General features: G+C 72.8%; 19 protein-coding genes. 6 read left to right on the top strand and 13 right to left on the bottom strand.

The window, feature by feature from the left end:
* Positions 1-163: 163 nt before the first annotated feature.
* The gene (gene lexA / locus ABD269_RS05665; RefSeq protein WP_116214248.1) at positions 164-949 is read left to right on the top strand and encodes a transcriptional repressor LexA; all 786 of its coding nucleotides are present in this window, start codon (positions 164-166) and stop codon (positions 947-949) included.
* Positions 950-1,041: 92 nt separating this feature from the next.
* Here lexA and ABD269_RS05670 read toward each other — a convergent pair whose 3' ends face one another.
* The 4 genes from ABD269_RS05670 to ABD269_RS05685 all read right to left on the bottom strand — a co-directional run bounded on the left by ABD269_RS05670 (position 1,042) and on the right by ABD269_RS05685 (position 7,221).
* Complete coding sequence (locus ABD269_RS05670) at positions 1,042-3,036, bottom strand: ATP-dependent DNA helicase (protein ID WP_301891883.1); 1,995 nt, start codon at positions 3,034-3,036, stop codon at positions 1,042-1,044.
* A 190-nt stretch (positions 3,037-3,226) separates the two neighbouring features.
* A complete protein-coding gene (locus tag ABD269_RS05675; RefSeq protein WP_344116661.1) occupies positions 3,227-4,030 on the bottom strand; it encodes a GNAT family N-acetyltransferase in 804 nt (267 codons plus the stop codon).
* Positions 4,027-5,949 carry an IucA/IucC family protein gene (locus ABD269_RS05680; RefSeq protein WP_344116663.1) on the bottom strand — a complete coding sequence of 641 codons (1,923 nt, stop codon included), beginning with the start codon at positions 5,947-5,949 and terminating at the stop codon, positions 4,027-4,029. Before ABD269_RS05680 ends, ABD269_RS05675 begins: the two co-directional genes overlap by 4 nt.
* Before the next feature lie 27 nt (positions 5,950-5,976).
* Positions 5,977-7,221 carry an aminotransferase class III-fold pyridoxal phosphate-dependent enzyme gene (locus tag ABD269_RS05685; protein ID WP_425572838.1) on the bottom strand — a complete coding sequence of 415 codons (1,245 nt, stop codon included), beginning with the start codon at positions 7,219-7,221 and terminating at the stop codon, positions 5,977-5,979.
* Between the two features lie 256 nt (positions 7,222-7,477).
* On the opposite strand from ABD269_RS05685, the gene ABD269_RS05690 reads away from it, so the two are divergent.
* The gene (locus tag ABD269_RS05690) at positions 7,478-8,665 is read left to right on the top strand and encodes a trypsin-like serine peptidase (RefSeq protein ID WP_301891886.1); all 1,188 of its coding nucleotides are present in this window, start codon (positions 7,478-7,480) and stop codon (positions 8,663-8,665) included.
* A 70-nt stretch (positions 8,666-8,735) separates the two neighbouring features.
* On the opposite strand, the gene hflX is transcribed toward ABD269_RS05690, so the two are convergent.
* From hflX to miaA, 6 genes are all read right to left on the bottom strand, one after another.
* A complete protein-coding gene (hflX, locus tag ABD269_RS05695; protein WP_301891887.1) occupies positions 8,736-10,229 on the bottom strand; it encodes a GTPase HflX in 1,494 nt (497 codons plus the stop codon).
* Between the two features lie 134 nt (positions 10,230-10,363).
* Positions 10,364-11,842 (bottom strand): M1 family metallopeptidase, encoded by a 1,479-nt coding sequence (locus tag ABD269_RS05700; protein ID WP_344116667.1) that lies wholly within the window; start codon positions 11,840-11,842, stop codon positions 10,364-10,366.
* Between the two features lie 195 nt (positions 11,843-12,037).
* Positions 12,038-14,167 (bottom strand): RelA/SpoT family protein, encoded by a 2,130-nt coding sequence (locus tag ABD269_RS05705; protein ID WP_301891889.1) that lies wholly within the window; start codon positions 14,165-14,167, stop codon positions 12,038-12,040.
* 183 nt (positions 14,168-14,350) lie between these two features.
* On the bottom strand, positions 14,351-15,232 hold the full coding sequence (gene dapF / locus ABD269_RS05710; protein WP_344116671.1) for a diaminopimelate epimerase: 882 nt from the start codon (positions 15,230-15,232) through the stop codon (positions 14,351-14,353).
* Between the two features lie 57 nt (positions 15,233-15,289).
* Positions 15,290-15,745 (bottom strand): hypothetical protein, encoded by a 456-nt coding sequence (locus ABD269_RS05715; protein ID WP_301894291.1) that lies wholly within the window; start codon positions 15,743-15,745, stop codon positions 15,290-15,292.
* 108 nt (positions 15,746-15,853) lie between these two features.
* Positions 15,854-16,792 (bottom strand): tRNA (adenosine(37)-N6)-dimethylallyltransferase MiaA, encoded by a 939-nt coding sequence (gene miaA / locus ABD269_RS05720; RefSeq protein ID WP_301891891.1) that lies wholly within the window; start codon positions 16,790-16,792, stop codon positions 15,854-15,856.
* Between the two features lie 195 nt (positions 16,793-16,987).
* Between miaA and ABD269_RS05725 the strand changes: the two genes are divergently transcribed.
* The gene (locus tag ABD269_RS05725; protein ID WP_116214237.1) at positions 16,988-17,230 is read left to right on the top strand and encodes a hypothetical protein; all 243 of its coding nucleotides are present in this window, start codon (positions 16,988-16,990) and stop codon (positions 17,228-17,230) included.
* 31 nt (positions 17,231-17,261) lie between these two features.
* Complete coding sequence (locus ABD269_RS05730; RefSeq protein WP_116214236.1) at positions 17,262-17,507, top strand: antitoxin; 246 nt, start codon at positions 17,262-17,264, stop codon at positions 17,505-17,507.
* Positions 17,508-17,694: 187 nt separating this feature from the next.
* Here the strand turns inward: ABD269_RS05730 and ABD269_RS05735 are convergent, their stop codons facing one another.
* From ABD269_RS05735 to ABD269_RS05745, 3 genes are all read right to left on the bottom strand, one after another.
* A complete protein-coding gene (locus ABD269_RS05735) occupies positions 17,695-18,405 on the bottom strand; it encodes a class III extradiol dioxygenase subunit B-like domain-containing protein (protein ID WP_344116674.1) in 711 nt (236 codons plus the stop codon).
* A 133-nt stretch (positions 18,406-18,538) separates the two neighbouring features.
* Positions 18,539-20,065 carry a tRNA (N6-isopentenyl adenosine(37)-C2)-methylthiotransferase MiaB gene (gene miaB / locus ABD269_RS05740; RefSeq protein ID WP_344116676.1) on the bottom strand — a complete coding sequence of 509 codons (1,527 nt, stop codon included), beginning with the start codon at positions 20,063-20,065 and terminating at the stop codon, positions 18,539-18,541.
* 42 nt (positions 20,066-20,107) lie between these two features.
* Positions 20,108-20,512 (bottom strand): DUF5997 family protein, encoded by a 405-nt coding sequence (locus ABD269_RS05745; RefSeq protein WP_344116678.1) that lies wholly within the window; start codon positions 20,510-20,512, stop codon positions 20,108-20,110.
* 59 nt (positions 20,513-20,571) lie between these two features.
* On the opposite strand from ABD269_RS05745, the gene ABD269_RS05750 reads away from it, so the two are divergent.
* Together ABD269_RS05750 and ABD269_RS05755 are read left to right on the top strand one after the other, a co-directional pair.
* Positions 20,572-21,381, top strand: a complete 810-nt coding sequence (locus ABD269_RS05750) for a LysR substrate-binding domain-containing protein (protein WP_344116680.1) — start codon at positions 20,572-20,574, stop codon at positions 21,379-21,381.
* A gap of 91 nt (positions 21,382-21,472) precedes the next feature.
* The gene (locus ABD269_RS05755; RefSeq protein ID WP_301891896.1) at positions 21,473-22,471 is read left to right on the top strand and encodes a TAXI family TRAP transporter solute-binding subunit; all 999 of its coding nucleotides are present in this window, start codon (positions 21,473-21,475) and stop codon (positions 22,469-22,471) included.
* Positions 22,472-22,497: the final 26 nt, after the last annotated feature.

A 22,497-nucleotide genomic window follows, 5' to 3' on the forward strand; every position in this document is an offset into this window, starting at 1 on the left:
ACCGAAGGGTACCGTAATAGGTCGAATTGATCTTCAGCCGTACACCCTCTCGCCTGATCACGTCAGGGAATCTTCGATATTTCACTCGAACGTGTGTTTGGCGCAACCTTTCGAAAGCAACTACCGTTGTCCAGCTAGGGAGAACATCTCGAGAGGGGCCGACGTGACCACCACCGCAGACAGCGCCACCATCACCGCCCAGGACCGCTCCCAGAACCGACTCGACCAGGCACACCCGATGAATGACGCAGCCATGAACGCCGAGGGGCAGAAGCCCGCTCGCGCCCTTCCCGGACGACCTCCAGGGATCCGGGCGGACAGCTCGGGCCTCACCGACCGGCAGCGGCGGGTGATCGAGGTCATCCGGGACTCCGTCCAGCGCCGGGGCTATCCGCCCTCCATGCGCGAGATCGGCCAGGCGGTGGGACTCTCGAGCACCTCCTCCGTGGCCCACCAGCTCATGGCCCTGGAGCGCAAGGGCTTCCTCCGCAGGGATCCCCACCGCCCGCGCGCCTATGAGGTGCGCGGCTCCGACCAGCCCAGCTCGCAGCCCACCGACACCACCGGCAAGCCCGCGGCCTCCTATGTGCCCCTGGTCGGCCGGATCGCCGCCGGCGGCCCCATCCTCGCCGAGGAGTCCGTCGAGGACGTCTTTCCGCTGCCGCGCCAATTGGTGGGCGACGGCGAGCTGTTCGTCCTCAAGGTGGTCGGCGACTCCATGGTCGAGGCCGCCATCTGTGACGGCGACTGGGTCACGGTGCGTCGCCAGCCGGTCGCGGAGAACGGCGATATCGTGGCCGCGATGCTCGACGGCGAGGCGACGGTCAAGCGCTTCAAGCGTGAGGACGGCCATGTGTGGCTGCTCCCGCACAACGCCGCCTACCAGCCCATTCCCGGCGACGAGGCCACCATCCTGGGCAAGGTGGTGGCGGTGCTCCGCCGGGTCTGAAGGCGTCGCACGACCGAGCCCCGGAACCACTGCGCCGGTTCCGGGGCTCGCCTTTGCGCTCGCCCCCGGACCCGGTCCGGGGGCACCGCGCCCTACCGGTCCTCCGCCTTGGCGGCCGCGTCGATCGCCGCCAGGGAGCGGCGGACCTGGTTGCGGTCCGTCGTGTACCAGAAGTCCGGCATCGAGGCGCGCAGGAAGCTTCCGTAGCGGGCCTTGGCCAGCCTCGGGTCGAGCACCGCGACGACCCCCCGGTCGCCCGAGGCCCGTACGAGACGGCCCGCGCCCTGTGCCATCAGCAGCGCCGCGTGCGTGGCCGCGACCGCCATGAAGCCATTGCCCCCGGCCTCCTCCACGGCCTTCTGCCGGGCGCTCATCAGCGGGTCGTCGGGGCGCGGGAAGGGCACCCGGTCCATCACGACGAGCTGACAGCTCGGCCCGGGCACGTCGACCCCCTGCCACAGGGAGAGCGTGCCGAACAGGCACGTCCGCGCGTCGTCCGCGAAGGCCTTGATGAGCTCGCCCAGCGTGTCCTCGCCCTGCAGCAGGATCGGCGTGTCGAGCCGGCCCCGCAGTGCCTCCGCCGCCGCCTGCGCGGCCCGCATCGAGGAGAACAGCCCGAGCGTACGGCCGCCGGCCGCCTCCACCAGCTCCGCGAGCTCGTCGAGCATGTCCGTGCGGCTGCCCTCCCGGCCTGGCTGGGAGAGGTGCTGCGCCACGTAGAGGATCCCCTGCTTGGGGTAGTCGAAGGGCGAGCCCACGTCGACGCCCTTCCACTGCGGGCTGTCCTCTCCCCCGGTGCCTTCGGGGGCCAGCCCCAGGGAGGCGCCGACCCCGTTGAAGTCCCCGCCGAGCTTGAGCGTGGCCGAGGTGAGGATCACCGAACGCTCGGTGAAGAGCTTCTCCCGCAGCAGGCCGGAGACCGACAGCGGAGCGACGCGCAAGGAGGCCCCGAAGCGGTCGTGGCGGGCGAACCAGACGACGTCGTACTCGGAGCCCTCGACGATCCGCTCCGCCACCGTGTGGATGCTCTCCACCGCGGCCAGCGCCTGCTTGCGGACGGCGTCCTCGTCCTGGACAGACTTGTCACGGGTGTTGCCGATGGCCGAGATCACCGTGCGGGACGCGTCGCGCAGGGCCGTCAGCGCGTACTGCAGATCCTCCGGGAGAACCTCCAGGCGGCCCGGAAGCGCGAGCTCCATCAGGCGCTCGAAGGTCTCGGAGGCGGTCTGGAGCGCGTCCGCGGCCTTTTCGTCCACGAGCTTGGCGGCCCGGCGCACGGCGCGGTTGACCTGGCCCGGCGAGAGCTCGCCGGTGGCCACGCCGGTGACCCGCGAGACCAGCTCGTGGGCCTCGTCGACGATCAGCACCTCGTGGCCGGGCAGCACCGGGGCGCCCTCGATCGCGTCGATGGCCAGCAGGGCGTGGTTGGTGACCACGACATCGGCGAGCTTGGCCCGCTCCCGGGCGGCCTCGGCGAAGCACTCGGCGCCGTACGCGCACTTGGACGCCGACAGGCACTCGCGGGAGGTCACCGAGACCTGGGACCACGCGCGGTCGGAGACGCCGGGCGTGAGGTCGTCGCGGTCGCCCGTCTCGGTCTCGTCGGACCAGTCGCGCAGGCGCAGCAGGTCCTTGCCGAGCTTGCTGCTCGGGGCGGCCGCCGTCGGGGCCACCGGCTCGGCCGCGTCGAACAGGGCCTGCTCCTCCTCCTGCGGCGCGCCCTCGTGCAGCCGGTGCAGGCACAGGTAGTTCGACCGGCCCTTGAGCATGGCGAACTGCGGGCGGCGGCGCAGCAGCGGCTGGAGGGCATCGACCGTGCGGGGCAGGTCGCGCTCCACGAGCTGGCGCTGGAGCGCGAGCGTGGCGGTCGCCACGACGACGCGCTCGCCGTGGGCCAGGGCCGGGACCAGATAGCCGAGGGACTTTCCGGTGCCGGTGCCGGCCTGCACCAGCAGGTGGGAATTGTCGTCGACCGCTTCGGCGACGGCTTCGGCCATGGTGACCTGACCGGGCCGCTCGGTGCCGCCGACGGCGGTGACGGCGGCGTGCAGGAGATCGGCGAGGGAGGGCGAGGAGGAGGCAGTCATAGCGCGTCCAGCCTAAGGGGAGGCACTGACAACTCTTGCCCGATCATGGAAATGTGCAGCGGATCGGGTCCGGCGGGACACGGTCGGACAGCGTCCGTGATACGCGGGATGCCGCCCTTACGTACCCCGGCCCGTACGGGCGCGGCCGGCCGTCGAGTTGGCCCGTGCGGTCGGTCGGAGCAGCGGGCGGTCAGAGGACGCGGCGCAGGGCGCGGTCGCGGATCATCAGGGCCGCGCGCCTGTCCGGCAGGGCGATCTCGGCGGACAGCCGGAAGCCCGCGCTGAGGAACGCCGAGACGGACGGCACATTGCGGAGATCGGGTTCGGCGACGACCCGGCCGCAGGCGGGGCGGCGGTCCAGGACGAGGTCGGCGACGGTGCGCAGCAGGTGGGTGCCGATGCCACGGCCGCGGCAGGCGACCTTGCCGATGAGGAGGTGGAGTCCGGTGTCGTGCGGCCGTGCCGGGTAGTGGCGGGCGATGGGGTCGAGGTCGGCGCGGTACACCTCCCAGTAGCTCATCGGGACACCGGCGAGCACTCCCAGGCAGGGGACGCTGCGGCCGTCGCCGTCGAGCTGGGCGCGGAGGTGGGCCTCGGCGACGGTCTCGGGCCCGTCGAGCTCCCAGAAGGCCGCGACGGCCGGGTCGTTCATCCAGCGGGTGACGGTCCGCAGGTCGCGTTCGACGCGGACGGGTACGAGCTGGAAGGTGCCCATGGCGGTGTCGACCGGCCCCCAGTCCGCGAGGGAGTCGAGGAGGTCGGCCGCGCCGCGCCGGTACGCGGCGGCGCCCTCCGCGTGCGGCTCCGGCTGGTCGTGGGCGATGAGCTCGACGAGCTCATCGGACAGCTTCAGGTCGAGGGTGTCGTCGGTGCTGGAACTGGCGCTCGGGTCGGTGGGCGGCGCGGCGGCGCTCTCCTCTCCGCCGGCCCCCGGCCTCGCGGAACGTCCGCCGCCCTCAACCGGATGCGTCCCGTCCGGGCTCTCGCCGGTCATCCGGCCGACGTGACAAGGGGGTTGGCGATGGTGACGTAGACGGACTGGGTGTCGACCGGGCCGACGAGCTCGTCGAGGCCGTGCAGTCGGGTCAGCAGGTTGGCCTTGCAGCGGAGCGTGGGCGACGCGAGGAGGTGGCCGGGCAGGGACGAGGCGCCGGTGCCCGGTCCGGAGGCCGCGTCCTTGAGGAAGCGCCGGAAGGCGGCCAGCAGGACCCTCTCGTCCGCCAGCCGCTGCGCGCCGAACGCGCCGATCAGACCGAGGACGTTGTTGATGCCGAGGTAGTACGCGAACCGTTCGTCGGCCACCGCGTCGGGGACGAAGGTGTCGCTCTCCGCGCCGATCCCGGGGAGCCCGCTGTCGAGCGCGTCGCGGTGGGACTCGCGGAAGTAGTAGCCCTGGTTGTCGCGGAAGCGGCCACCGGCGGGCCAGCCGTCGCGGTCCAGGAGGACCAGGGTGTTCTGCTGGTGGGCCTCCAGCGCGATGCCCGCCTCGCCGTCGAGCCACAGCACGGGCCGTACGACCGCTTCCAGGTAGCGCAGGAACCACTCCGTGGAGACGGCCCCCGCGGGCCGTCCGGTGCGGAGCGCGAGCCGGGCCACGAGGTCGGCGACGCGGGAGGACATGCCGGGCTGCCCCGGGTGGCCCGCGGTGCCCGGCCAGGGGCGCGGCGAGAGGAGCCCGGCGAGGCACGCGGCGTCGTCCCCGGGGCCGAAGGGGTTGTGCCGGACGACGGCGTCGAGTCCGGTCAGCGGCGTGCCGTCCGGGGAGTCGACGGCGAGCCAGGCGGGGTCGCGGACGATGTCGAAGCCGAGGCCGCCCGCGCACGCCGCGCGCCACCGCTCGGCGAGTCCGCTGCGCAGCAGCCGGTGCACCTCGACGCCGCGCCGCAGCTCCTTGCGGAGGTTCTCCCGCCGCGAGTTGGTGATGCGCAGCCCCAGGGAGAGCTTCAGCATCGCGGGCGCGCCGGGGCGGTGCAGGGTGCGCACGGACGAGGTGGGGTACCACGGCTCGCCGTGCGCGCCGAGGTCGTGGAGCAGCCCGGCTTGGAGGAGGGCGGCGGCTGCCGGGCGGCTGCGCAGGTCGTGCGCCTGCCAGGGGTGCGCCGGCAGGGCCACGGTGTCCGGTGGCAGGCGCAGCCCCGGGCCGGCGAGCCGGGCGGCGAGCGTGCCGGCGTCGACGGACCTGCCCCGCTCGGTCCAGGCCGATTCGGACGCCAGTAGGGAGCGGTGGACGGCCAGCCAGTGCAGCGGGAAGGAGCCGCGCGTCTCGGGTGAGTAGAGGCGGGACTCGGCTTCGGAGAGGCCCTCGCGGCTCTTGGGCGCGGGGTGGAGGGGGTGTCCGAGCAGCAGGGACTGTTCCGCGTAGAGGAAGAGGTCGTCCCCGTCCGGGTCGGCGGGCCGGGCGCGCCGGTCCGCGAGGAACTCCGCCGTACGGCGTGCCGAGTCCGCGACCCGGCCGACGAGTTCGGCGACGCCCCCGGCGGGTGGGCGGTCGGCGGGGGCGGTCCGGTGCTCGGCTTCCCGGCCGAGGAGGGCGGCCAGGGTGACGGCGTCGACGGGCGGGGCGTCGGCCGGGCCGTCCACCAGCGCGGGCGGGCCGAAGCGGTGCCAGCCGGTGGCGGACCAGTGGCGCAGGGGGACGTGCAGGGCGGTGCCGCTCGCGGTGAGGGGCAGCCGCAGCGCGCCGCCGTCCGGGCGGGCGATGTCGTTCTCGCGGACCCAGCAGCGCAGCAGGTTCTCCACGGCGGCTGCGTCCGCGGCGGCCCCGGGGTCGGGGTGCTCCAGCGGGTCGGGAGCGGTCGGCGTGCGCGGGTCGGGGCCCGTGCCCTGGCCCGGCACCGCGGACACCTTGGGCCGGCCCGCCGGCTGACGGTCCCGGTGGGCGGTGGGCGCCTCGGTCCCGGTGGATGCGTTCATGCGGTGTGCGGCACGCGTGCCCCGGTGTCAGGCCGGGGACGCGACACCTGCCTCCTTCGGCATGCTCGGGGTGGGTGCGCGGCGGTGGGTCCGGTCTACCGCGGCGAGGGCGTCCGCCAGGCGGTCGAGGACGGCCTCCGTCTGCTCGTCGGTGATCGTGAGGGGAGGCAGGAGGCGTACGACGGAGGAGTGCGGGCCGCCGAGTTCGACGATGAGCCCTCGGCGCAGGCACTCGCGCTGCACGGCGGCGGCCGGGCCGGGCGTGCATTCGATGCCGATCAGGAGCCCCAGCCCCCGCACCTCGCCGACGCACGCGTGGGCCGGCGCCCGGAGCCGCCGGAGCATGTGCGCGCCGAGCTCCGCCGCGCGCCCGGCGAGGTGGTTCTCCCGTACGAATCGCAGGGTCGCCGTGCCCGCCGCCATGGCCAGTTGGTTGCCCCGGCAGGCGTCCGCGCCGTCGCCCGGCGGCCATGCACCGAGGTCGGCGCGGTGGACGACGGCGGCGAGCGGGAGGCTGCCGCCGATCGCGTGGGACAGCACCATCACGTCGGGCACGATCCCGCTGTGCTCGACCGCCCAGAAGGCGCCGGTGCGGCCCACGCCGGTCGCCGCCTCGTCCACGACGAGGGGGATCGCGCGGGCGGCGGTGACGTCGCGGGCCCGCCGCAGCAGGCCGTCCGGTGCGGGGAGCACGGCGCCCTCGCCCGCCACGGGTTCGACGACCACACCGGCCGGTGCGCGCCCGCCGCTTCCCAGGGTGGCGAGGAGCGCCTCGGACGGACCGGAGAGTGCGAGAGAGGTCTCGGCGGGTGTCCCGGAAAGGGTGAGCAGCTCCGTGCGGCCCGTCGCGGCCCGCAGGAGTGCGGAGGCGGCCCGCAGCGCGTCGGCGCCCGTCGGACCGCAGAACCGGATCCGCGCCGCGTCGGCCAGCCCGCGGGGCAGCGTGGCGAACAGCTCGTGGGTGAAGGCTTCCCGCACGGGTGTGGCGAGGTCCGGCGCGTGCAGCGGGGCGCCCGAGTCAAGCACGGCGCGGATCGCTTCGAGCACGACCGGGTGATTGTGACCGAGCGCCAGCGAGCCCGCCCCCGAGGCGCAGTCGAGATAGCGCCGCCCGTCGGCACCCTCGACCGTCAGCCCCCGCGCGCGCACCGGCACGACCGGCAGCGAGCGGGCGTAGGTACGGGCCGCCGTCTCCCGGGCCGACTGCCGCCGGAGGATGCCGTCATGGGTCCCCGACGGTGACGCGGTCGGCGGCAGCTGGGTCAAGGTCACAGCTCTGGGACCTCCTGGTGCTGAACTCCGGTCGGCTCTCCCCCGTACGTACCAACGACGCCGCGAGCGGCGGAACACGGCCGACCGTCAAGAAGGTTCGGCCCGGAACCGGGGACCCGCCCTCGCCCGTCTCCCATCGCACCGGCATAGTGGGGTCCTGCCACCCCACTGGGGCGGTACATGACAAATTCATAAGCGGGCGCGCACTGCGCGGGCACCGCTGCGCCAAGAGATCGATTCAGGGGGAACCCACTCCATGCCATCCATCCGCCGGCCCGCGCTGGCAGCGGCCGCTCTGACCGCCGCGCTGGCCCTGACAGCCACCGCGTGCGGCCCTTCCGAGGACAAGGCGTCCGGGAGCGACAAGCCCAGCGCCTCGGCCACCCAGACGGGTGACGACGGCCTCCAGCTGCCCAAGAACCTGCCCTCGTCCCTCAAGGACCTGGACAAGTGGAAGAACGGCGCCTGGAAGAACTGGAACAAGGACCAGTGGCTTCGCGAGGCCCGTGACTTCATCAACCCCATCATCAAGGGCCACTGGAAGCCCGACACCATGAAGGACGCCCGCTCCAGCGACAAGACGCTGTCGAGCAAGGGCGCTCCGGGCACCGCCCCGGGCGCCTCCGGCGACCAGGGTGTCACCGACCCCGAGCCGCAGCCGGTCACGGCCAAGTCGGTCGGCCTGCCGTACCACAACAACGCCGCCCCGGTCGGCAAGGTCTTCTTCGACAGCCCCGAGGGCCACATGGTCTGCTCGGCGACGGTCGTCAAGGACCCGGCACACCCGGGCAAGTCCAACATGGTGTGGACCGCGGGCCACTGCGTGCACGCGGGCAAGAGCGGCGGCTGGTACCGCAACATCGCCTTCGTGCCGTCCTACAACGACAAGGGCCTGCCGGGCGCACAGGTCAACACCGCGCCGGTGCAGGACGTCGCTCCGTACGGCGTGTGGTGGGCGGACTGGGCGCAGACGTCCTCGCAGTGGATCACGCAGGGTGCCGAGACCGGTGGTGCCGGTGCTCCCTATGACTTCTCCGTGCTGCACGTGAAGCCGGAGTCCGCTTCCGGCAAGTCCCTCGAAGAGACCGTCGGCAACGCCCTCACGGTCGACTTCGACGCCCCGCAGGTGAAGTCCATCCAGTCGATGGGTGCTTGGGGCTACCCGGCCGCGCCGCCGTTCGACGGGCAGAAGATGTACGACTGCATCGACAAGCCGAGCCGGCTGACGATCGAGCCGTCGCAGCCGACCATGTACCGCATCGGCTGCACCATGACCGGTGGTTCGTCGGGCGGCGGCTGGTTCGCCCAGCGCGACGGCAAGGTGGTGCTGGTCTCCAACACCTCCATCGGCCCGGCCAACAGCACCTGGCTCGCGGGTCCGCACCTGGGCCCTGAGGCCAAGGGCGTCTATGACGGCATCAGCCGGAAGTTCGCCAACCAGTAAGCGGTGAAGCCCGAAGGCCCGCCCCCGGACGGGGGCGGGCCTTCGTGTTCCGTACGCGCGCGGCAGCAGGTCAGCCGCGGGCCGCCGGGACATAGCGCTGGAGCTCCGCCGCCAGCTCCTCGTGGACCCGCGCCTTGAGGAGCGTGCCCTCCGGGGTGTGCTCCTCGGAGATCACCTCGCCGTCGGCGTGCGTCCGCGCGACGAGGGAGCCCTGGGTGTACGGCACGAGCGCCTCGATCTCGACGGCGGGCCGGGGCAGCTCGGTGTCGATCAGCTGGAGCAGCTCCTCGATGCCCTCGCCGGTGCGCGCGGAGACGGCCAGGGAGTGCTTCTCGATGCGCAGCAGGCGCTGGAGCACGAGCGGGTCGGCCGCGTCCGCCTTGTTGATCACGACGATCTCCGGCACGTCGACCGCGCCGACCTCGCGGATCACCTCGCGCACGGCGGCCAGCTGCTCCTCCGGCGCCGGGTGCGAGCCGTCCACCACGTGCAGGATCAGGTCGGAGTCCCCGACCTCCTCCATGGTGGAGCGGAACGCCTCGACGAGGTGGTGCGGCAGGTGCCGTACGAAGCCGACGGTGTCGGCCAGGGTGTAGAGCCGCCCGCTGGGCGTCTCGGCCCGGCGCACGGTCGGGTCGAGGGTGGCGAACAGGGCGTTCTCCACCAGCACGCCGGCCCCGGTGAGCCGGTTGAGCAGCGAGGACTTGCCCGCGTTGGTGTATCCGGCGATGGCGACCGAGGGCACCTTGTTGCGCCGGCGCTCCTGGCGCTTGATGTCGCGGCCGGTCTTCATCTCCGCGATCTCCCGGCGCATCTTCGCCATCTTCTCGCGGATCCGCCGGCGGTCGGTCTCGATCTTGGTCTCACCGGGACCACGCGTCGCCATGCCGCCGCCGGACGAACCGGAGCCACCGCCACCCATCTGCCGGGAGAGCGACTGGCCCCAGCCTCGCAGCCTGGGCAGCATGTACTGCATCTGGGCCAGGGAGACCTGGGCCTTGCCCTCTCGGGACTTGGCGTGCTGGGCGAAGATGTCGAGGATCAGGGCGGTCCGGTCGACCACCTTGACCTTGACGACGTCCTCGAGGTGGATGAGCTGGCCGGGGCTGAGCTCACCGTCGCAGACCACGGTGTCGGCGCCGGTCTCCAGGACGATGTCCCGCAGCTCCTGCGCCTTGCCCGAGCCGATGTAGGTGGCCGGGTCCGGCTTGTCGCGGCGCTGGACGACGCCGTCGAGGACCATGGCGCCCGCCGTCTCGGCGAGCGCGGCCAACTCCGCGAGGGAATTGTCGGCGTCCTGCACGGTGCCCGACGTCCACACGCCCACCAGCACCACGCGCTCCAGGCGCAGCTGCCGGTACTCGACCTCGGTGACGTCCTCCAGCTCGGTGGAGAGTCCCGCCACACGGCGCAGTGCCGCGCGCTCGGAGCGGTCGTACTGCGCGCCGTCGCGCTCCCCGTCGATCTCGTGGCTCCAGGCGACGTCCTCTTCCATCAGGGCGTCGGCCCGAAGGCTCTCCGGGAGGCTCTGCCGGTCCTGGGGAAGGGAAGAAGAGGAGGTCATTTGATCCTTACGTCGTTGGGAAGTGGCGGCCCCCGGCGAGGGGCCACACCGTCGACAACGTGCGGTGGCCTCCGGAGATTCCCGGGCCGGCCCCCGCGCCGACGTGTCGATGTTCCCACGCCGCCGCCGGGCCGTCACGCGGGTTTCCGGGTGGGCTTCCAGTCGGGGTGGCCGGGCATGGGCGGGGTCGTGGGCCCGTACAGCCAGGCGTGCAGGAACTGCTTCAGATCCTGGCCCGAGACCCGGGAGGCGAGAGCGACGAAGTCGTCCGTGCCGGCGGTGGAGTCGCGGTGGCGGGCGACCCACTCGCGCTCCAGCCGTTCGAAGGCGGGTGCCCCGATCTTCTCGTGCAGCGCGTAGAGCACCACCGCGCTGCCGTCGTAGACGACCGGCCGGAAGATGCTGATCTTCTTTCCCGGCGCGGGCCCCTTGGGTGCGGCGGGCGGTCCTCCGTCGACGCGCATGGCGTCGGAGAACTCGTACGCCACGCGCATCCGGTCGGCGAACTTCGTGCCGCCCTTCTCCTCCGCGTAGAGCGCCTCGTACCAGGTGGCGTGGCCCTCGTTGAGCCAGAGGTCGGACCACATCCGGGGGGTGACGCTGTCGCCGAACCACTGGTGGGCGAGCTCATGGACCATGATCGATTCGAGGTACCAGTCGGGGATGTCGGTCCGGGTGAACAGGGCGCGCTCGAAGAGGGACAGCGTCTGCGTCTCCAGCTCGAAGCCGGTCGACGCGTCGGCCATCAGCACCCCGTAGGTCTCGAAGGGGAACGGCCCGACGCGCTTCTCCATCCAGGCGAGCTGATCGGGTGTCCTCGCCGTCCACTTCTCCAGCCGCTGCTGCTCTGCGGCGGGCACCACGTCGCGGACGGGCAGTCCCCGCGGGCCGCTGCGGCGGGGGACGACGGACCGTCCGATGGAGATCTGGGCGAGCTCGGTGGCCATGGGGTGCAGGGTCCGGTACGTCCAGGTGGTGTTCTCGCCCTGGGTGACCCGGCCCAGGGGCAGGCCGTTGGCGACCACGGTCAGGTCCTTGGGCACGGTGACGTGGAAGGTGAAGCGGGCCTTGGCGGAGGGGTGGTCGCTGCCGGGGAAGATCCGGTGGGCGGCGTCGGCCTGATTGGCCATGACCAGTCCGTCGCTCGTGCGGACCCAGCCCCCGTCGCCCGTGCCGCGCGGGTCGCTGGTGTGGTGCACCTTGACCGTGAAGCCGCGGTGGGCGGGCAGGGCCCTCGCGGGAGTGACGACCAGATCCTCCTTGACGGGCGTGAACTCGGCGGGCATTCCGTTGACCTCGATCGAACGGACGGTGCCCTGGGTGAAGTCCAGGTTGAAGTGGTCCAGCCAGGAGGTGGCCTCGGCCCTGATGGTGGTCACGGCGTCGAGCGGGCGGTCGTTCCCGTGGTAGCCGAGGGCGATGTCGTAGGCGACCACGTCGAAACCCGGGTTGCCCAGGTACGGGAAGAGCCGGTCGCCGATCCCCTCCGGAGTGGCGACGGGCGGGGCGGAGGCCCCCACCAGGAGGGCTGTGGCGGCGGCCGTGGAGAAGGCGACCCGGCGGCGTACGGGGCGGCGGCGGTTCGGGGAGCGCGTCCCGGGAGAGTGCGGCATGCGTCCACCGCTATCAGCGCGGGAGGCACCGCCGTCGGCGGCACGACGCCGCCCCACCCGTATGAGCGTTTCGGAAGGCTGTACGAGCGTCACACCGGTGGGCCTTTTCCGGATCGGGCGGACGCGCGGCACCCCGCGCACCGGAGGCTCGGCTCCCCCACCTCCGGCGTCGCCCGAAGGCCGCCTCCCGTACGGCTAGAGCTGTGCTCCGGCGAAGGCCCGCCCCGCCCGCTCGACGTCATAGACCCCCGGGACGCGTCGCATGGCCCGGATCAGCTCCGGCAGTTGAGCGGCATCGGCCAGTTGGAGGGTGTAGGTGTGCCGCACGCGCTGCTCGTGCGGCGGCTCCACCGCGGCGGAGATGACCGCGGCCCCCTCCCCCGCGATGGCCTCGGTGAGGTCGGCCAGCAGGTGCGGCCTGCTGAACGACTCGGCCAGCAGCGTGACCCTGTAGTCGAACGCCCCCGCGCTCTCGGGACTGCTCCAGCGCACCTCCACCGGCTCGCGTCCCGAGGTGACCATCCGGCCCACCGCGGGACAGTGCGCGCGGTGCACGGTCACCGCGCCGCCCCGCACGGCGAAGCCGGTGACCTCGTCGGGCGGTACGGGCGTACAGCAGCCGGCGAGCCGCACGCTGGTGGCCGCCAGGTCGGTGCCGTCGGCGGTGACCACGACGGGCCACCGGGCCGCCGGGGCGGTGGAGCGCGGCGGCGGACAGGGCCGGTCGGGCGTCAGGGGCACGGGCGGGGCGACGGGGTCCGGTGCCGGATGGGTGGCCAGCCAGCGCTCGATGGCGATGCGCGCCGCCGGCGTACGGGCGTGCTCCAGCCAGTCGGGGGAGGGGCCCGAAGCGGTGTCGCGGGACATCAGCAGCTGGAGGGTGTCGCCGTCGCGCAGGACCGTGCTGAGCGTCGCCAGCCGGCCGTTGACCCGGGCCCCGATGCAGCTGTGCGCGCCGTCCCCGTGCTGGGCGTACGCCGCGTCGACGCAGCTCGACCCGGCCGGCAGGCCAATCGTGCCCCCGTCGGCGCGGAAGACGGTGACCTCGCGGTCCTGGGCCAGCTCGTCCCGCAAGGAGGTCCAGAAGGTGTCGGGGTCGGGCGTGGCCCGCTGCCACTCCAGGAGCCGGGAGAGCCAGCCGGGCCGGGTGGGGTCGACGCGCTCGCCGTCCGCCGCGTCGGGCGTCTCGGGGGTCGCGTACGGGTTCCCCAGGGCGACGACACCGGCCTCGGCGACGCGGTGCATCTGGTGCGTGCGGATGAGCACCTGCGCGGCCTCGCCGCCCGGCCCGGCCACGGCGGTGTGCAGCGACTGGTAGAGGTTGAACTTCGGCACCGCGATGAAGTCCTTGAACTCCGAGACGAACGGCGTGAAGCACGTGTGGAGTTCACCGAGGACCGCGTAGCAGTCGGCGTCCTCCGCGACGAGCACCAGGAGCCGCCCCAGGTCCGAGCCCGTCACCCTGCCGCGCTTGAGCCGCACCCGGTGGACGGAGACGAAGTGCCGGGAGCGCACCAGGACGTCGGCCGCGATGCCCGCCTCGCGCATCACGGCGCGCACCCGCTCGGCCGTCTCCACCAGCGGATCGGGGCGGTCCGCGTGGGAGAGGACGAGGTCGCGGGTGCGGGCGTACTCCTCGGGGTGGAGGATCGCGAAGACCAGGTCCTCCAGCTCGGTCTTGAGCGCCTGGACGCCCAGCCGCTCCGCGAGCGGGATCAGCACGTCGCGGGTGACCTTGGCGATGCGCGCCTGCTTCTCGGGTCGCATCACGCCGAGGGTGCGCATGTTGTGCAGCCGGTCGGCGAGCTTGATGGACATCACGCGGACGTCGTTGCCGGTGGCGACCAGCATCTTGCGGAAGGTCTCGGGCTCGGCCGCGGCACCGTAGTCGACCTTCTCCAGCTTGGTGACGCCGTCGACCAGGAAGCGGACCTCCTCGCCGAACTGGCACCGCACCTGATCCAGGGTCACCTCGGTGTCCTCGACCGTGTCGTGGAGGAGGGAGGCGGTCAAGGTGGTGGTCTCGGCGCCCAGTTCCGCGAGGATCAGGGTCACGGCGAGCGGGTGGGTGATGTACGGCTCGCCGCTCTTGCGCGTCTGACCGCGGTGGGAGGACTCGGCGAGGAGATAGGCCCGGCAGAGGATGTCGAGGTCAGCGCCGGGGTGGTGGGCCCGGTGGACCTTGGCGACGTGGTCGATGGCATCCGGCAGGCGGCCGCGCGACCCGGAGCCGCTGAGCGCCGCGCGCCCCAGCCGCCTCAGGTCGAGACGGGCGCGGCCGCGCCTGCGGCCGAGAGCACCTTCATTGGGGGCCTCCGCGCTCATGGGCACCTCCGGCAGCGTCGACCGGTGGCCGGCCCATCGCCTCCAGACCCCGGTGCTTGATGTTACCGAGCCCATCACGCGCCGCTCACCCGCTCTCGCCCAGAGTGAAACGGATCACCCATTCGAGCGAGCCACGCAGCCAGGAGTTCGGCGGTTGCGCGGAGTCGCGGTAGTGCGGGGCGGTCAGCCGAGCGCCGTGCCCAGCCAGGAGGCGTCGAACGCGCCCTCCGCGACGATCACCGCGGGGCCGGTCATCTCGACCGATCCGTCCGGGGACTCGCCGATCACCAGGCGGCCGCCGGGCACGTCCACGGTGTAGCTGACGGGGACGCCGGTGAGCGCCGGGTCCGCGCCGTCGCGGCGGGCCGTCGCGACCATCACCGCGCAGGCGCCCGTGCCGCAGGAGCGGGTCTCGCCCGAGCCGCGCTCGTGCACCCGCATGGCGACGTGGCGCGGGCCGCGGTCGACTACGAACTCCACGTTGGTGCCCTCCGGGTACGCGGCGGCGGGCGTGACCAGGGGCGCGGTGTACAGGTTCCCCGCGTCGGCGAGGTCGTCGACGAAGAGGACGGCGTGCGGATTGCCCATGTTGACGTTGTGAGCGGGCCAGCTGCGGTCCCCGACCGTGACGGTGACGTCCCCGCCGGGCAGCAGCACCTTGCCCATCGAGACGGTGACGTCGCCGCCCGCGCTCTCCTTGGCGATGTGCACCCGGCGGACGCCCGCGCGGGTCGCGACCGCGAGGTCTCCGGCTCCGGTGAGGCCCGCGCGCTGGAGGTAGCGGGCGAAGACGCGGACGCCGTTGCCGCACATCTCGGCGACGGTGCCGTCGCTGTTGCGGTAGTCCATGAACCACTCGGCCTCGTCGGCCATGGCGCGCGCCTCGGGGTGGGCGGCGGACCGCACGACCCTCAGGACGCCGTCGGCCCCGAGGCCCGCCCGGCGGTCGCACAGCCGGGCGACGGCGGCCGGCGACAGCTCGACCAGGCCGTCGTGGTCGGGGATGATCACGAAGTCGTTCTCGGTGCCGTGACCCTTGAGGAAGGCGATCTGCGCGGTGCTCACGCTTCGATGGTACGGGGCACCGCCGACAGGGATCCCGGCGAGGCCGGGCGCCCGCGCTCAGCGCAGGCGGGCCACCCGCCAGACGGCCAGGAAGACGACCACCGCGACGACGGCCACGTAGGCGGCCACGTACCGCCAGTCCGGACGGTTGCCGGAGCCCCTGGGCGGCAGTCCGGGCCAGGTGTAGCCGACGCGGCGGGCCGCCATCACGGCCCAGCCCGCGGCGCAGCAGCTGATGAGCAGTCCGAGCATGGCCACGACCGGCCCGCCGTCCCCGAACTCGAAGGCGAGCGGGAAGGCGAACATCAGCGAGCCGGTGGCGGCCAGCGCGACGATGGGAGCGAGCTGCCAGACGCGCAGCCTGCGCTGGGGGCGCAGCTCCCGGAACGAGGCGGGCACCGGGACGGTGACACCGGTCACCGAGCCGTCGGTCTCCTCGGGGCCGTCCGGAGTGAGAACCTCCGGTTCATCCCGCGGCGGCTGTTGTGGTCTGTCACGAGGGCCGGCCTCCATCGCCACGCGCCCTCCCCACTCGGACTTCACCGCTCGATCGACCGCTTGATGATGGCACGCCCACGCAGGCCGGAAGGGCTTGCATAGCGTCCCGATGCCATCACGTGATCAGGCTGTGACCGCCCGTTCGAGCAACGTCAGGGCCTGCCCGGGGAGTTCCGCCCTCCGGTCGGCGGCGCCGCTCAGCCAGTGGACGCGGCCGTCGCGGCGGAACCACGAGTCCTGCCGCCGCGCGAACCGCTTCGTGGCCCGTACGGTCTCGGTGCGCGCCTCCTCCTCGGTGCACTCCCCGGCGAGGAAGGCGAGCACCTGCTGATAGCCGAGCGCCCGCGAGGCGGTGCGCCCTTCGCGCAGGCCCTCGCGCTCCAGGGCGCGCACCTCGTCGACGAGCCCGGCGTCCCACATGCGGTCGACCCGGACGGTGATCCGCTCGTCCAGCTCCGGGCGCTCGACGTCGACACCGATCTGCAACGCGTCGTACACGGGCTCTTCACCGGGCAGGTTGGCGGTGAACGGCTTGCCGGTGAGCTCGATGACCTCCAGGGCGCGCACGATGCGGCGGCCGTTGCCGGGCAGGATCGCGCGGGCGGCGGCGGGGTCGGCGGCGGCGAGCCGCTCGTGCAGGGCGCCGGGGCCCGCTTCCGCCAGTTCGTCCTCCAGGCGGGCGCGTACGGCCGGATCGGTGCCGGGGAAGTCGAGGGCGTCGATCGTGCCCTTGATGTAGAGCCCGGACCCTCCGACGAGCACGGGGGTGCGGCCCTCCGCGAGCAGCCTGTCGATCTCGGCGCGGGCGAGCCGCTGGTACTCGGCGACGCTGGCGGCCTCCGTGACGTCCCAGATGTCGAGCAGGTGGTGCGGTACGCCCTGCCGCTCGTCGAGCGTCAGTTTGGCGGTGCCGATGTCCATGCCCCGGTAGAGCTGCATGGAGTCGGCGTTGACCACCTCACCGCCCAGGTGCTGGGCGAGGGCGACGCCGAGATCGGACTTGCCGGCCGCCGTGGGGCCGACGACGGCGATGACCCGCGGGGCGGGACGTGCGTTTTTCACCGGGTTTTTCACCGCATCAGTCTCGCAAACCTTTGGCGCGCCCCTCGAACGAGCGACGTGACGCGACGCTGTCGGTTTCGTTGCCTGTTGCGAGGTTCCGAGAGCCGGTTCACGGGCCGGTGTCCGGAAGCGGCGCAATGGGACGCTCCGGGCGACGCGGGGCTTCGCTCACACCAGTAAGGTAATGGAGTAGATATGGGCGTGTTTTCAAGGTTTCGCCGCAAGAAGGCCGAGGCGTCAACCGAAGAGGCGGCGACAGCCACTCTGACGACGGAATCGGCCGACGAGGCGGCGACCACCGAGACCGCCGAGGCGGCGCCGGAGAAGTCCGGCGAGGCCGAGGCGGAGGCCGCACCGGCCGAGGGAGTCGAGATTCCCAAGCAGCAGTCCGCGGAGAAGGCGGCGGACAGCGAGGCCGGTGAGGGCGCCCGTAAGTAGCTTCCGACCAGGAAAGACGAGGGAAGGCGCCATGGGCCTGTTGGACAATCTCAAGGCCAAGCTCGGTCCCGTGAAGGACAAGGTCGGCGACCTCGCGCAGCAGCACGGGGACAAGATCGAGCAGGGGTTGGAGAAGGCCGCCAAGGTCGTCGACGAGAAGACCAAGGGCAAGTACAGCAGCCAGATCCAGACGGGCACCGGCAAGGCCAAGGACGCCATCGACCGCCTCGCCGAGAAGGACGGCAAGGACGACGGTCCGGGCTCCACGGCCTCCTGAGATCTCGTCGACGACGGGCCGCGGAGCGGGAGCTCCGCGGCCCGTCGTCGTTTCTCCGCTCTCGTGGGGCGGGCGGCCCTGTGAGCCGCTCTCCCGTCCGTACGGGCGCGCGAGCGACCGGAACCCCGTCGGGGCGGTCGTACGCCGTCAGCGCACCCCTGGGGCCCTCTCCGGGGCGGCGCCCGCGCTAGGACCAGGTCGCGACGAAGTACCCCACGCCATAGGGGGCGTCGTCGTGGAGCAGCTCGCCCTTCAGGCCGGCTCCCTCCCCCGCGCCCGCGAGGATCTGCCAGGGCGCCCGCCCCGCGGCCTTCAGCTCATGGGCCAGCTCCGCGTCGAGCGCGGCCAGCGCGCCGGTGTCGGCGGCGCCCAGCGCCCGCGCGGCCTCGGCGTCGAATCCTTCGGCACGGTCGTCGAGGTATCCGGGGGCCTTGAGGGTCCGGCAGGCACTGCCGTCGCCCATGACCAGCAGCGCGACCCTGTCGTCCCCCGCGACCAGTTCCCGGCCGGTGTCCAGGCAGCGCCCGGCCTCCAGCGTGTCCCCGACGCCCAGGCCCTCGACGGGCGCGGCGGCCCAGTCCGTACGTCCCAGCAGCCAGCCCGCGACGGCCAGGGACTGCGGCAGTTCCCGGTCTCCGGCGGGGTCGCCGTGGCCGAGCCGTACGTCGACGTCCACGCCGAGGTCCCGGAAGGATCCGGCCGTGCCCTGGGGGTGCGTTCCCTGTCCGGCGGAGTCGGCGGGGCCGAGGACCACGAGCCGGTCCGGGCGTGCCGCGGCCAGCACCGCCACGGCGTCGAGGCACGCGGCCCGCAGGCCGTCGAGCTCGGGCGCGGCCCCGGAGGCGACCTCGGGCACCAGCAGGGGCGGACAGGGGCAGACAGCGGCGGCGACGAGCATGTCGGCACCCTAACAAGCGCTCCACGGCGTCAGGGGAAGCCTCGGGGGAGGTCCGCGCGTCCCGGTCGGGGCGGCGTGACCGGGACGGCGTCCTCGTCGTACCGCGGGCCGTCCCGGTTCTCCCCTGTCGCCGTCAGTCGCAGCCGCAGCCCGCGGCGGCCGGGGCCGGCGTCGGGGCGGGGGCCCCGATCGTCGGGATGCCCAGCATCACGCCGGACGGCTTCTCGGCGGGCGCGGCGTTGCGCTTCTCCCAGGCGTCACCGGCGCGCGTGCGGCGGACGGCGAGCGCCGGGCCCTCGGCGAGCAGGTGGTGCGGGGCGGCGTAGGTGATCTCGACGGTCACCACGTCGCCGGGGCGCACCGGCTCGTCGGGCCTGCTGAAGTGCACCAGGCGGTTGTCGGGGGCGCGGCCGGAGAGGCGGCGGGTCGCGTCGTCCTTGCGGCCCTCGCCCTCGGCCACCAGGACCTCCAGCGTCCGGCCGACCTGCTTCTTGTTCTCGTCCCAGGAGATCTCCTCCTGGAGGGCGACCAGGCGCTCGTAGCGCGCCTGCACGACCTCCTTGGGGATCTGCCCCTCCATCTCGGCGGCCGGGGTGCCCGGTCGCTTGGAGTACTGGAACGTGAAGGCGTTCGCGAAGCGCGCCTCGCGCACGGTGTGCATGGTCTGCTCGAAGTCCTCCTCGGTCTCGCCGGGGAAGCCCACGATGATGTCGGTGGAGATGGCGGCGTCCGGCATGGCGGCGCGCACCTTCTCGATGATCCCCAGGAAGCGCTCCTGGCGGTACGAGCGGCGCATCGCCTTGAGGACGGTGTCCGAACCGGACTGGAGCGGCATGTGCAGCTGCGGCATCACGTTGGGCGTCTCGGCCATCGCGGCGATGACGTCGTCGGTGAAGTCCCGGGGGTGCGGGGAGGTGAAGCGCACGCGCTCCAGGCCCTCGATCGCGCCGCACGCGCGCAGCAGCTTGGAGAACGCCTCGCGGTCGCCCATGTCGGAGCCGTAGGCGTTGACGTTCTGCCCGAGGAGGGTGATCTCGGTGACGCCCTCGGCGACGAGCGCCTCGACCTCGGCGAGGATGTCGCCGGGGCGGCGGTCCTTCTCCTTGCCGCGCAGTGCCGGGACGATGCAGAAGGTGCAGGTGTTGTTGCACCCGACGGAGATGGAGACCCAGGCCGCGTACGCGCTCTCGCGCCGCGTCGGCAGCGTCGAGGGGAACGCCTCCAGGGACTCGGCGATCTCGACCTGCGCCTCTTCCTGGACGCGGGCTCGCTCCAGCAGCACCGGCAGGGCGCCGATGTTGTGCGTGCCGAAGACGACGTCCACCCAGGGCGCCCGCTTGACGATCGTGTCGCGGTCCTTCTGGGCGAGGCAGCCGCCGACGGCGATCCGCATCCCGGGCCGCTTCGTCTTCATGGGAGCCAGCCGGCCGAGGTTGCCGTAGAGCTTGTTGTCGGCGTTCTCGCGCACCGCGCAGGTGTTGAAGACGACGACGTCGGCGTCGCCCTCGTCGGTGCCCTCGGGCGAGCGGACGTAGCCCGCGTCCTCCAGCAGACCGGAGAGCCGCTCGGAATCGTGGACGTTCATCTGGCACCCGTAGGTGCGCACCTCGTATGTTCCCTTGACGTCCACTGCCTGGCTCCGGTCACCGCTGCTGGTCATTCCTCAAGGGTAAGGGGGCACCGGAGCGGCTCCCGCCAGAGGTCAGGAACGCGGCCGGCCGGGCTGATCGGCCTGCTCCGCCTTCTTCTCCTTGATGCGGACGGCCTCCTTGCGGACCTCCGCCTGGGTGGCGCGCTCCCGCTGCAGCCACTCGGGGCTGTCCTGCTTCAGGGCGTCGATCTGCTCCGTGGTGAGCGCCTCGGTGACCCCGCCGCGGGCGAGACCCGAGATGGAGACGCCGAGCTTCGCCGCGACCACCGGACGCGGGTGCGGCCCGTCGCGCCGCAGCTCCAGCAGCCACTGGGGCGGGTCGGCCTGCAGCGCGTTCAGCTCGGCGCGCGAGACGACGCCCTCCTGGAACTCGGCGGGGGTGGCCTCGAGGTACACACCCAGCTTCTTGGCCGCGGTCGCGGGCTTCATCGTCTGGGTGGTCTGGTGCGACTTCATGGTGTCAAGGGTATCGAGCATGTGCGCTACCTCCGACCACGAGCGGCTAACCTTGCGGAGTGACAGGCTCGGATGTATCCCCTTCGTTCCGGCTCGCCTACGTCCCGGGGGTGACGCCCACGAAGTGGGTGCGGATCTGGAACGAGCGGCTGCCCGAAATCCCGCTGACTCTCGTCGCGGTGCCCGCCGCCGAGGCGTGTGACCTGCTGCGCGGCCGTGGCGCCGACGCGGGCTTCGTACGGCTGCCGGTCGACCGGGACGACCTCAGCGCGATCCCCCTCTACACCGAGACGACCGTGGTCGTCGTCCCCAAGGACCACGTCGTGGCGGCGGTCGAGGAGGTCTCCGCCGAGGAGCTGGCCGACGAGATCGTCCTGCACCCCCTCGACGACACCCTCGGCTGGGAGCGGCTGCCGGGGCGGCCCGCGATCGAGCGGCCCGCCACGACGGCGGACGCCGTCGAGCTGGTGGCGGCGGGGGTGGGAGTGCTCGTCGTCCCGCAGTCGCTCGCCCGTCTGCACCACCGCAAGGACCTCACGTACCGCCCGCTCACGGACGCCCCCGAGTCGCGCGTCGCGCTGTCGTGGCCGCAGGACGAGACCACCGACCTGGTGGAGCAGTTCATCGGGATCGTGCGCGGCCGGACCGTCAACAGCACCCGGGGCCGTCCCCCGGCCGTGGCACAGCCCAAGACCAAGCGCCCCGCCGCGGGCGGCGCACAGCGCAAGCCCGCGGCGGGCAAGTCGACCGGCCGGAATCCCCGGAGCGGCTCCGGCGGCGCAAAGGGCGGGAGCGGCACCAAGGGCGGGAAGAACCCGCGCAGCGGTTCCGGCGCCCCCAAGCGCGGCAAGCCCCGCCGCCGGCCGTAGTCGTGGCCGTGGCGGTCGCGCGGGGCCGCTGACGCGGCGGTCGTCCTTCCGCCCTCTGCCGAAGCCCGGCCGGGACTGGCAGGATCCGCCCATGACTCTCCGGCTCCCGCGTCCCGGCCGCCGTCGCGCCCTGCAGGCAGGCGTGGCGGCCGGCGCCGTGCTCGCCCTGCTGGCGTGGTGGCTGGTGTCGCTGCACGGCTCGTCGTCGCCCAGCGGCCGGATGTCGTTCGCGACCGGGGTGCCGACCGGGGTGTACGCGAAGTACGGCGACCTCCTGAAGGAGGACCTCGGCCGGGACATGCCCTCCCTGGACGTGCGGCTCCGGCGCAGTCAGGGGTCGCTGGACAACCTCAAGCAGCTCACGTCGGGCGAGGCCGACTTCACCCTGGCCACCGCCGACGCCGTCGCCACCTACCGCGACCGGCGGGAACCCGGCTGGGCGGGGCTGCGCGCCTGCGCTCGGCTCTACGACGACTACATCCAGCTGGTGGTCCCGAAGGGTTCACCGGTGCAGTCGGCGAAGGAGCTCAAGGGGATGCGGGTCGGCGTCGGTACGGACGAGTCGGGCGTACAGCTGATCACCAGGAGGCTGCTGCAGGCCGCCGGACTCGACTTCGACAAGGACATCGAGCCCGTACGCGTGGGCATCGACAGGATGCCGGAGCTGCTGGAGCAGGGGCGGATCGACGCGTTCTTCTGGTCGGGCGGCCTGCCCACCAACGCCGTGCAGAGCCTCGGCCTCCGCTTGTCGATCCGGCTCGTCCAGCTGGGCGACCTCATAGGGCCGCTGCACGCGCTCGGCCCGGAGACGCGCTACTACAGGGCGGCCGTGATGCCGGTGGACGCGTATCCGGAACTGCACGCCGCGCAAGCGGTGAAGACGATAGCGGTCGCGAATCTCCTGATCACGATGGACCACGCGGACACCGAGCTCGCGAAGAGCGTCACCCGGTCGGTCATGAACAGCCGCGACCGCATAGGGCAGAAGGTGCACGCGGCGCAGAAAGTGGACCTCCGTACGGCGATTTTCACCGATCCCCTGGACCTGCACGTGGGCGCGCGCCGTTACTACCTGTCGGTCAAGCCGTAGCGGCCCTCCCCCGGCTGTCGCCCGTT

Origin of the sequence: Streptomyces blastmyceticus (assembly GCF_039521185.1) — a bacterium.
Lineage (GTDB): Bacteria > Actinomycetota > Actinomycetes > Streptomycetales > Streptomycetaceae > Streptomyces > Streptomyces blastmyceticus.

What these genes read in the sequence shown, in the direction of transcription:
- ABD269_RS05730 (WP_116214236.1), top strand. Translation starts at nt 17,262, where the DNA reads ATGGGCCTGTTGGACAATCTCAAGGCCAAGCTCGGTCCCGTGAAGGAC.
- miaB (WP_344116676.1), bottom strand. Translation starts at nt 20,065, where the DNA reads ATGACCAGCAGCGGTGACCGGAGCCAGGCAGTGGACGTCAAGGGAACA.
- ABD269_RS05700 (WP_344116667.1), bottom strand. Translation starts at nt 11,842, where the DNA reads ATGCCGCACTCTCCCGGGACGCGCTCCCCGAACCGCCGCCGCCCCGTA.
- ABD269_RS05735 (WP_344116674.1), bottom strand. Translation starts at nt 18,405, where the DNA reads ATGCTCGTCGCCGCCGCTGTCTGCCCCTGTCCGCCCCTGCTGGTGCCC.
- ABD269_RS05755 (WP_301891896.1), top strand. Translation starts at nt 21,473, where the DNA reads ATGACTCTCCGGCTCCCGCGTCCCGGCCGCCGTCGCGCCCTGCAGGCA.
- hflX (WP_301891887.1), bottom strand. Translation starts at nt 10,229, where the DNA reads ATGACCTCCTCTTCTTCCCTTCCCCAGGACCGGCAGAGCCTCCCGGAG.
- ABD269_RS05690 (WP_301891886.1), top strand. Translation starts at nt 7,478, where the DNA reads ATGCCATCCATCCGCCGGCCCGCGCTGGCAGCGGCCGCTCTGACCGCC.
- ABD269_RS05745 (WP_344116678.1), bottom strand. Translation starts at nt 20,512, where the DNA reads ATGAAGTCGCACCAGACCACCCAGACGATGAAGCCCGCGACCGCGGCC.
- ABD269_RS05715 (WP_301894291.1), bottom strand. Translation starts at nt 15,745, where the DNA reads ATGGAGGCCGGCCCTCGTGACAGACCACAACAGCCGCCGCGGGATGAA.
- ABD269_RS05675 (WP_344116661.1), bottom strand. Translation starts at nt 4,030, where the DNA reads ATGACCGGCGAGAGCCCGGACGGGACGCATCCGGTTGAGGGCGGCGGA.
- ABD269_RS05670 (WP_301891883.1), bottom strand. Translation starts at nt 3,036, where the DNA reads ATGACTGCCTCCTCCTCGCCCTCCCTCGCCGATCTCCTGCACGCCGCC.
- ABD269_RS05680 (WP_344116663.1), bottom strand. Translation starts at nt 5,949, where the DNA reads ATGAACGCATCCACCGGGACCGAGGCGCCCACCGCCCACCGGGACCGT.
- ABD269_RS05725 (WP_116214237.1), top strand. Translation starts at nt 16,988, where the DNA reads ATGGGCGTGTTTTCAAGGTTTCGCCGCAAGAAGGCCGAGGCGTCAACC.
- ABD269_RS05705 (WP_301891889.1), bottom strand. Translation starts at nt 14,167, where the DNA reads ATGAGCGCGGAGGCCCCCAATGAAGGTGCTCTCGGCCGCAGGCGCGGC.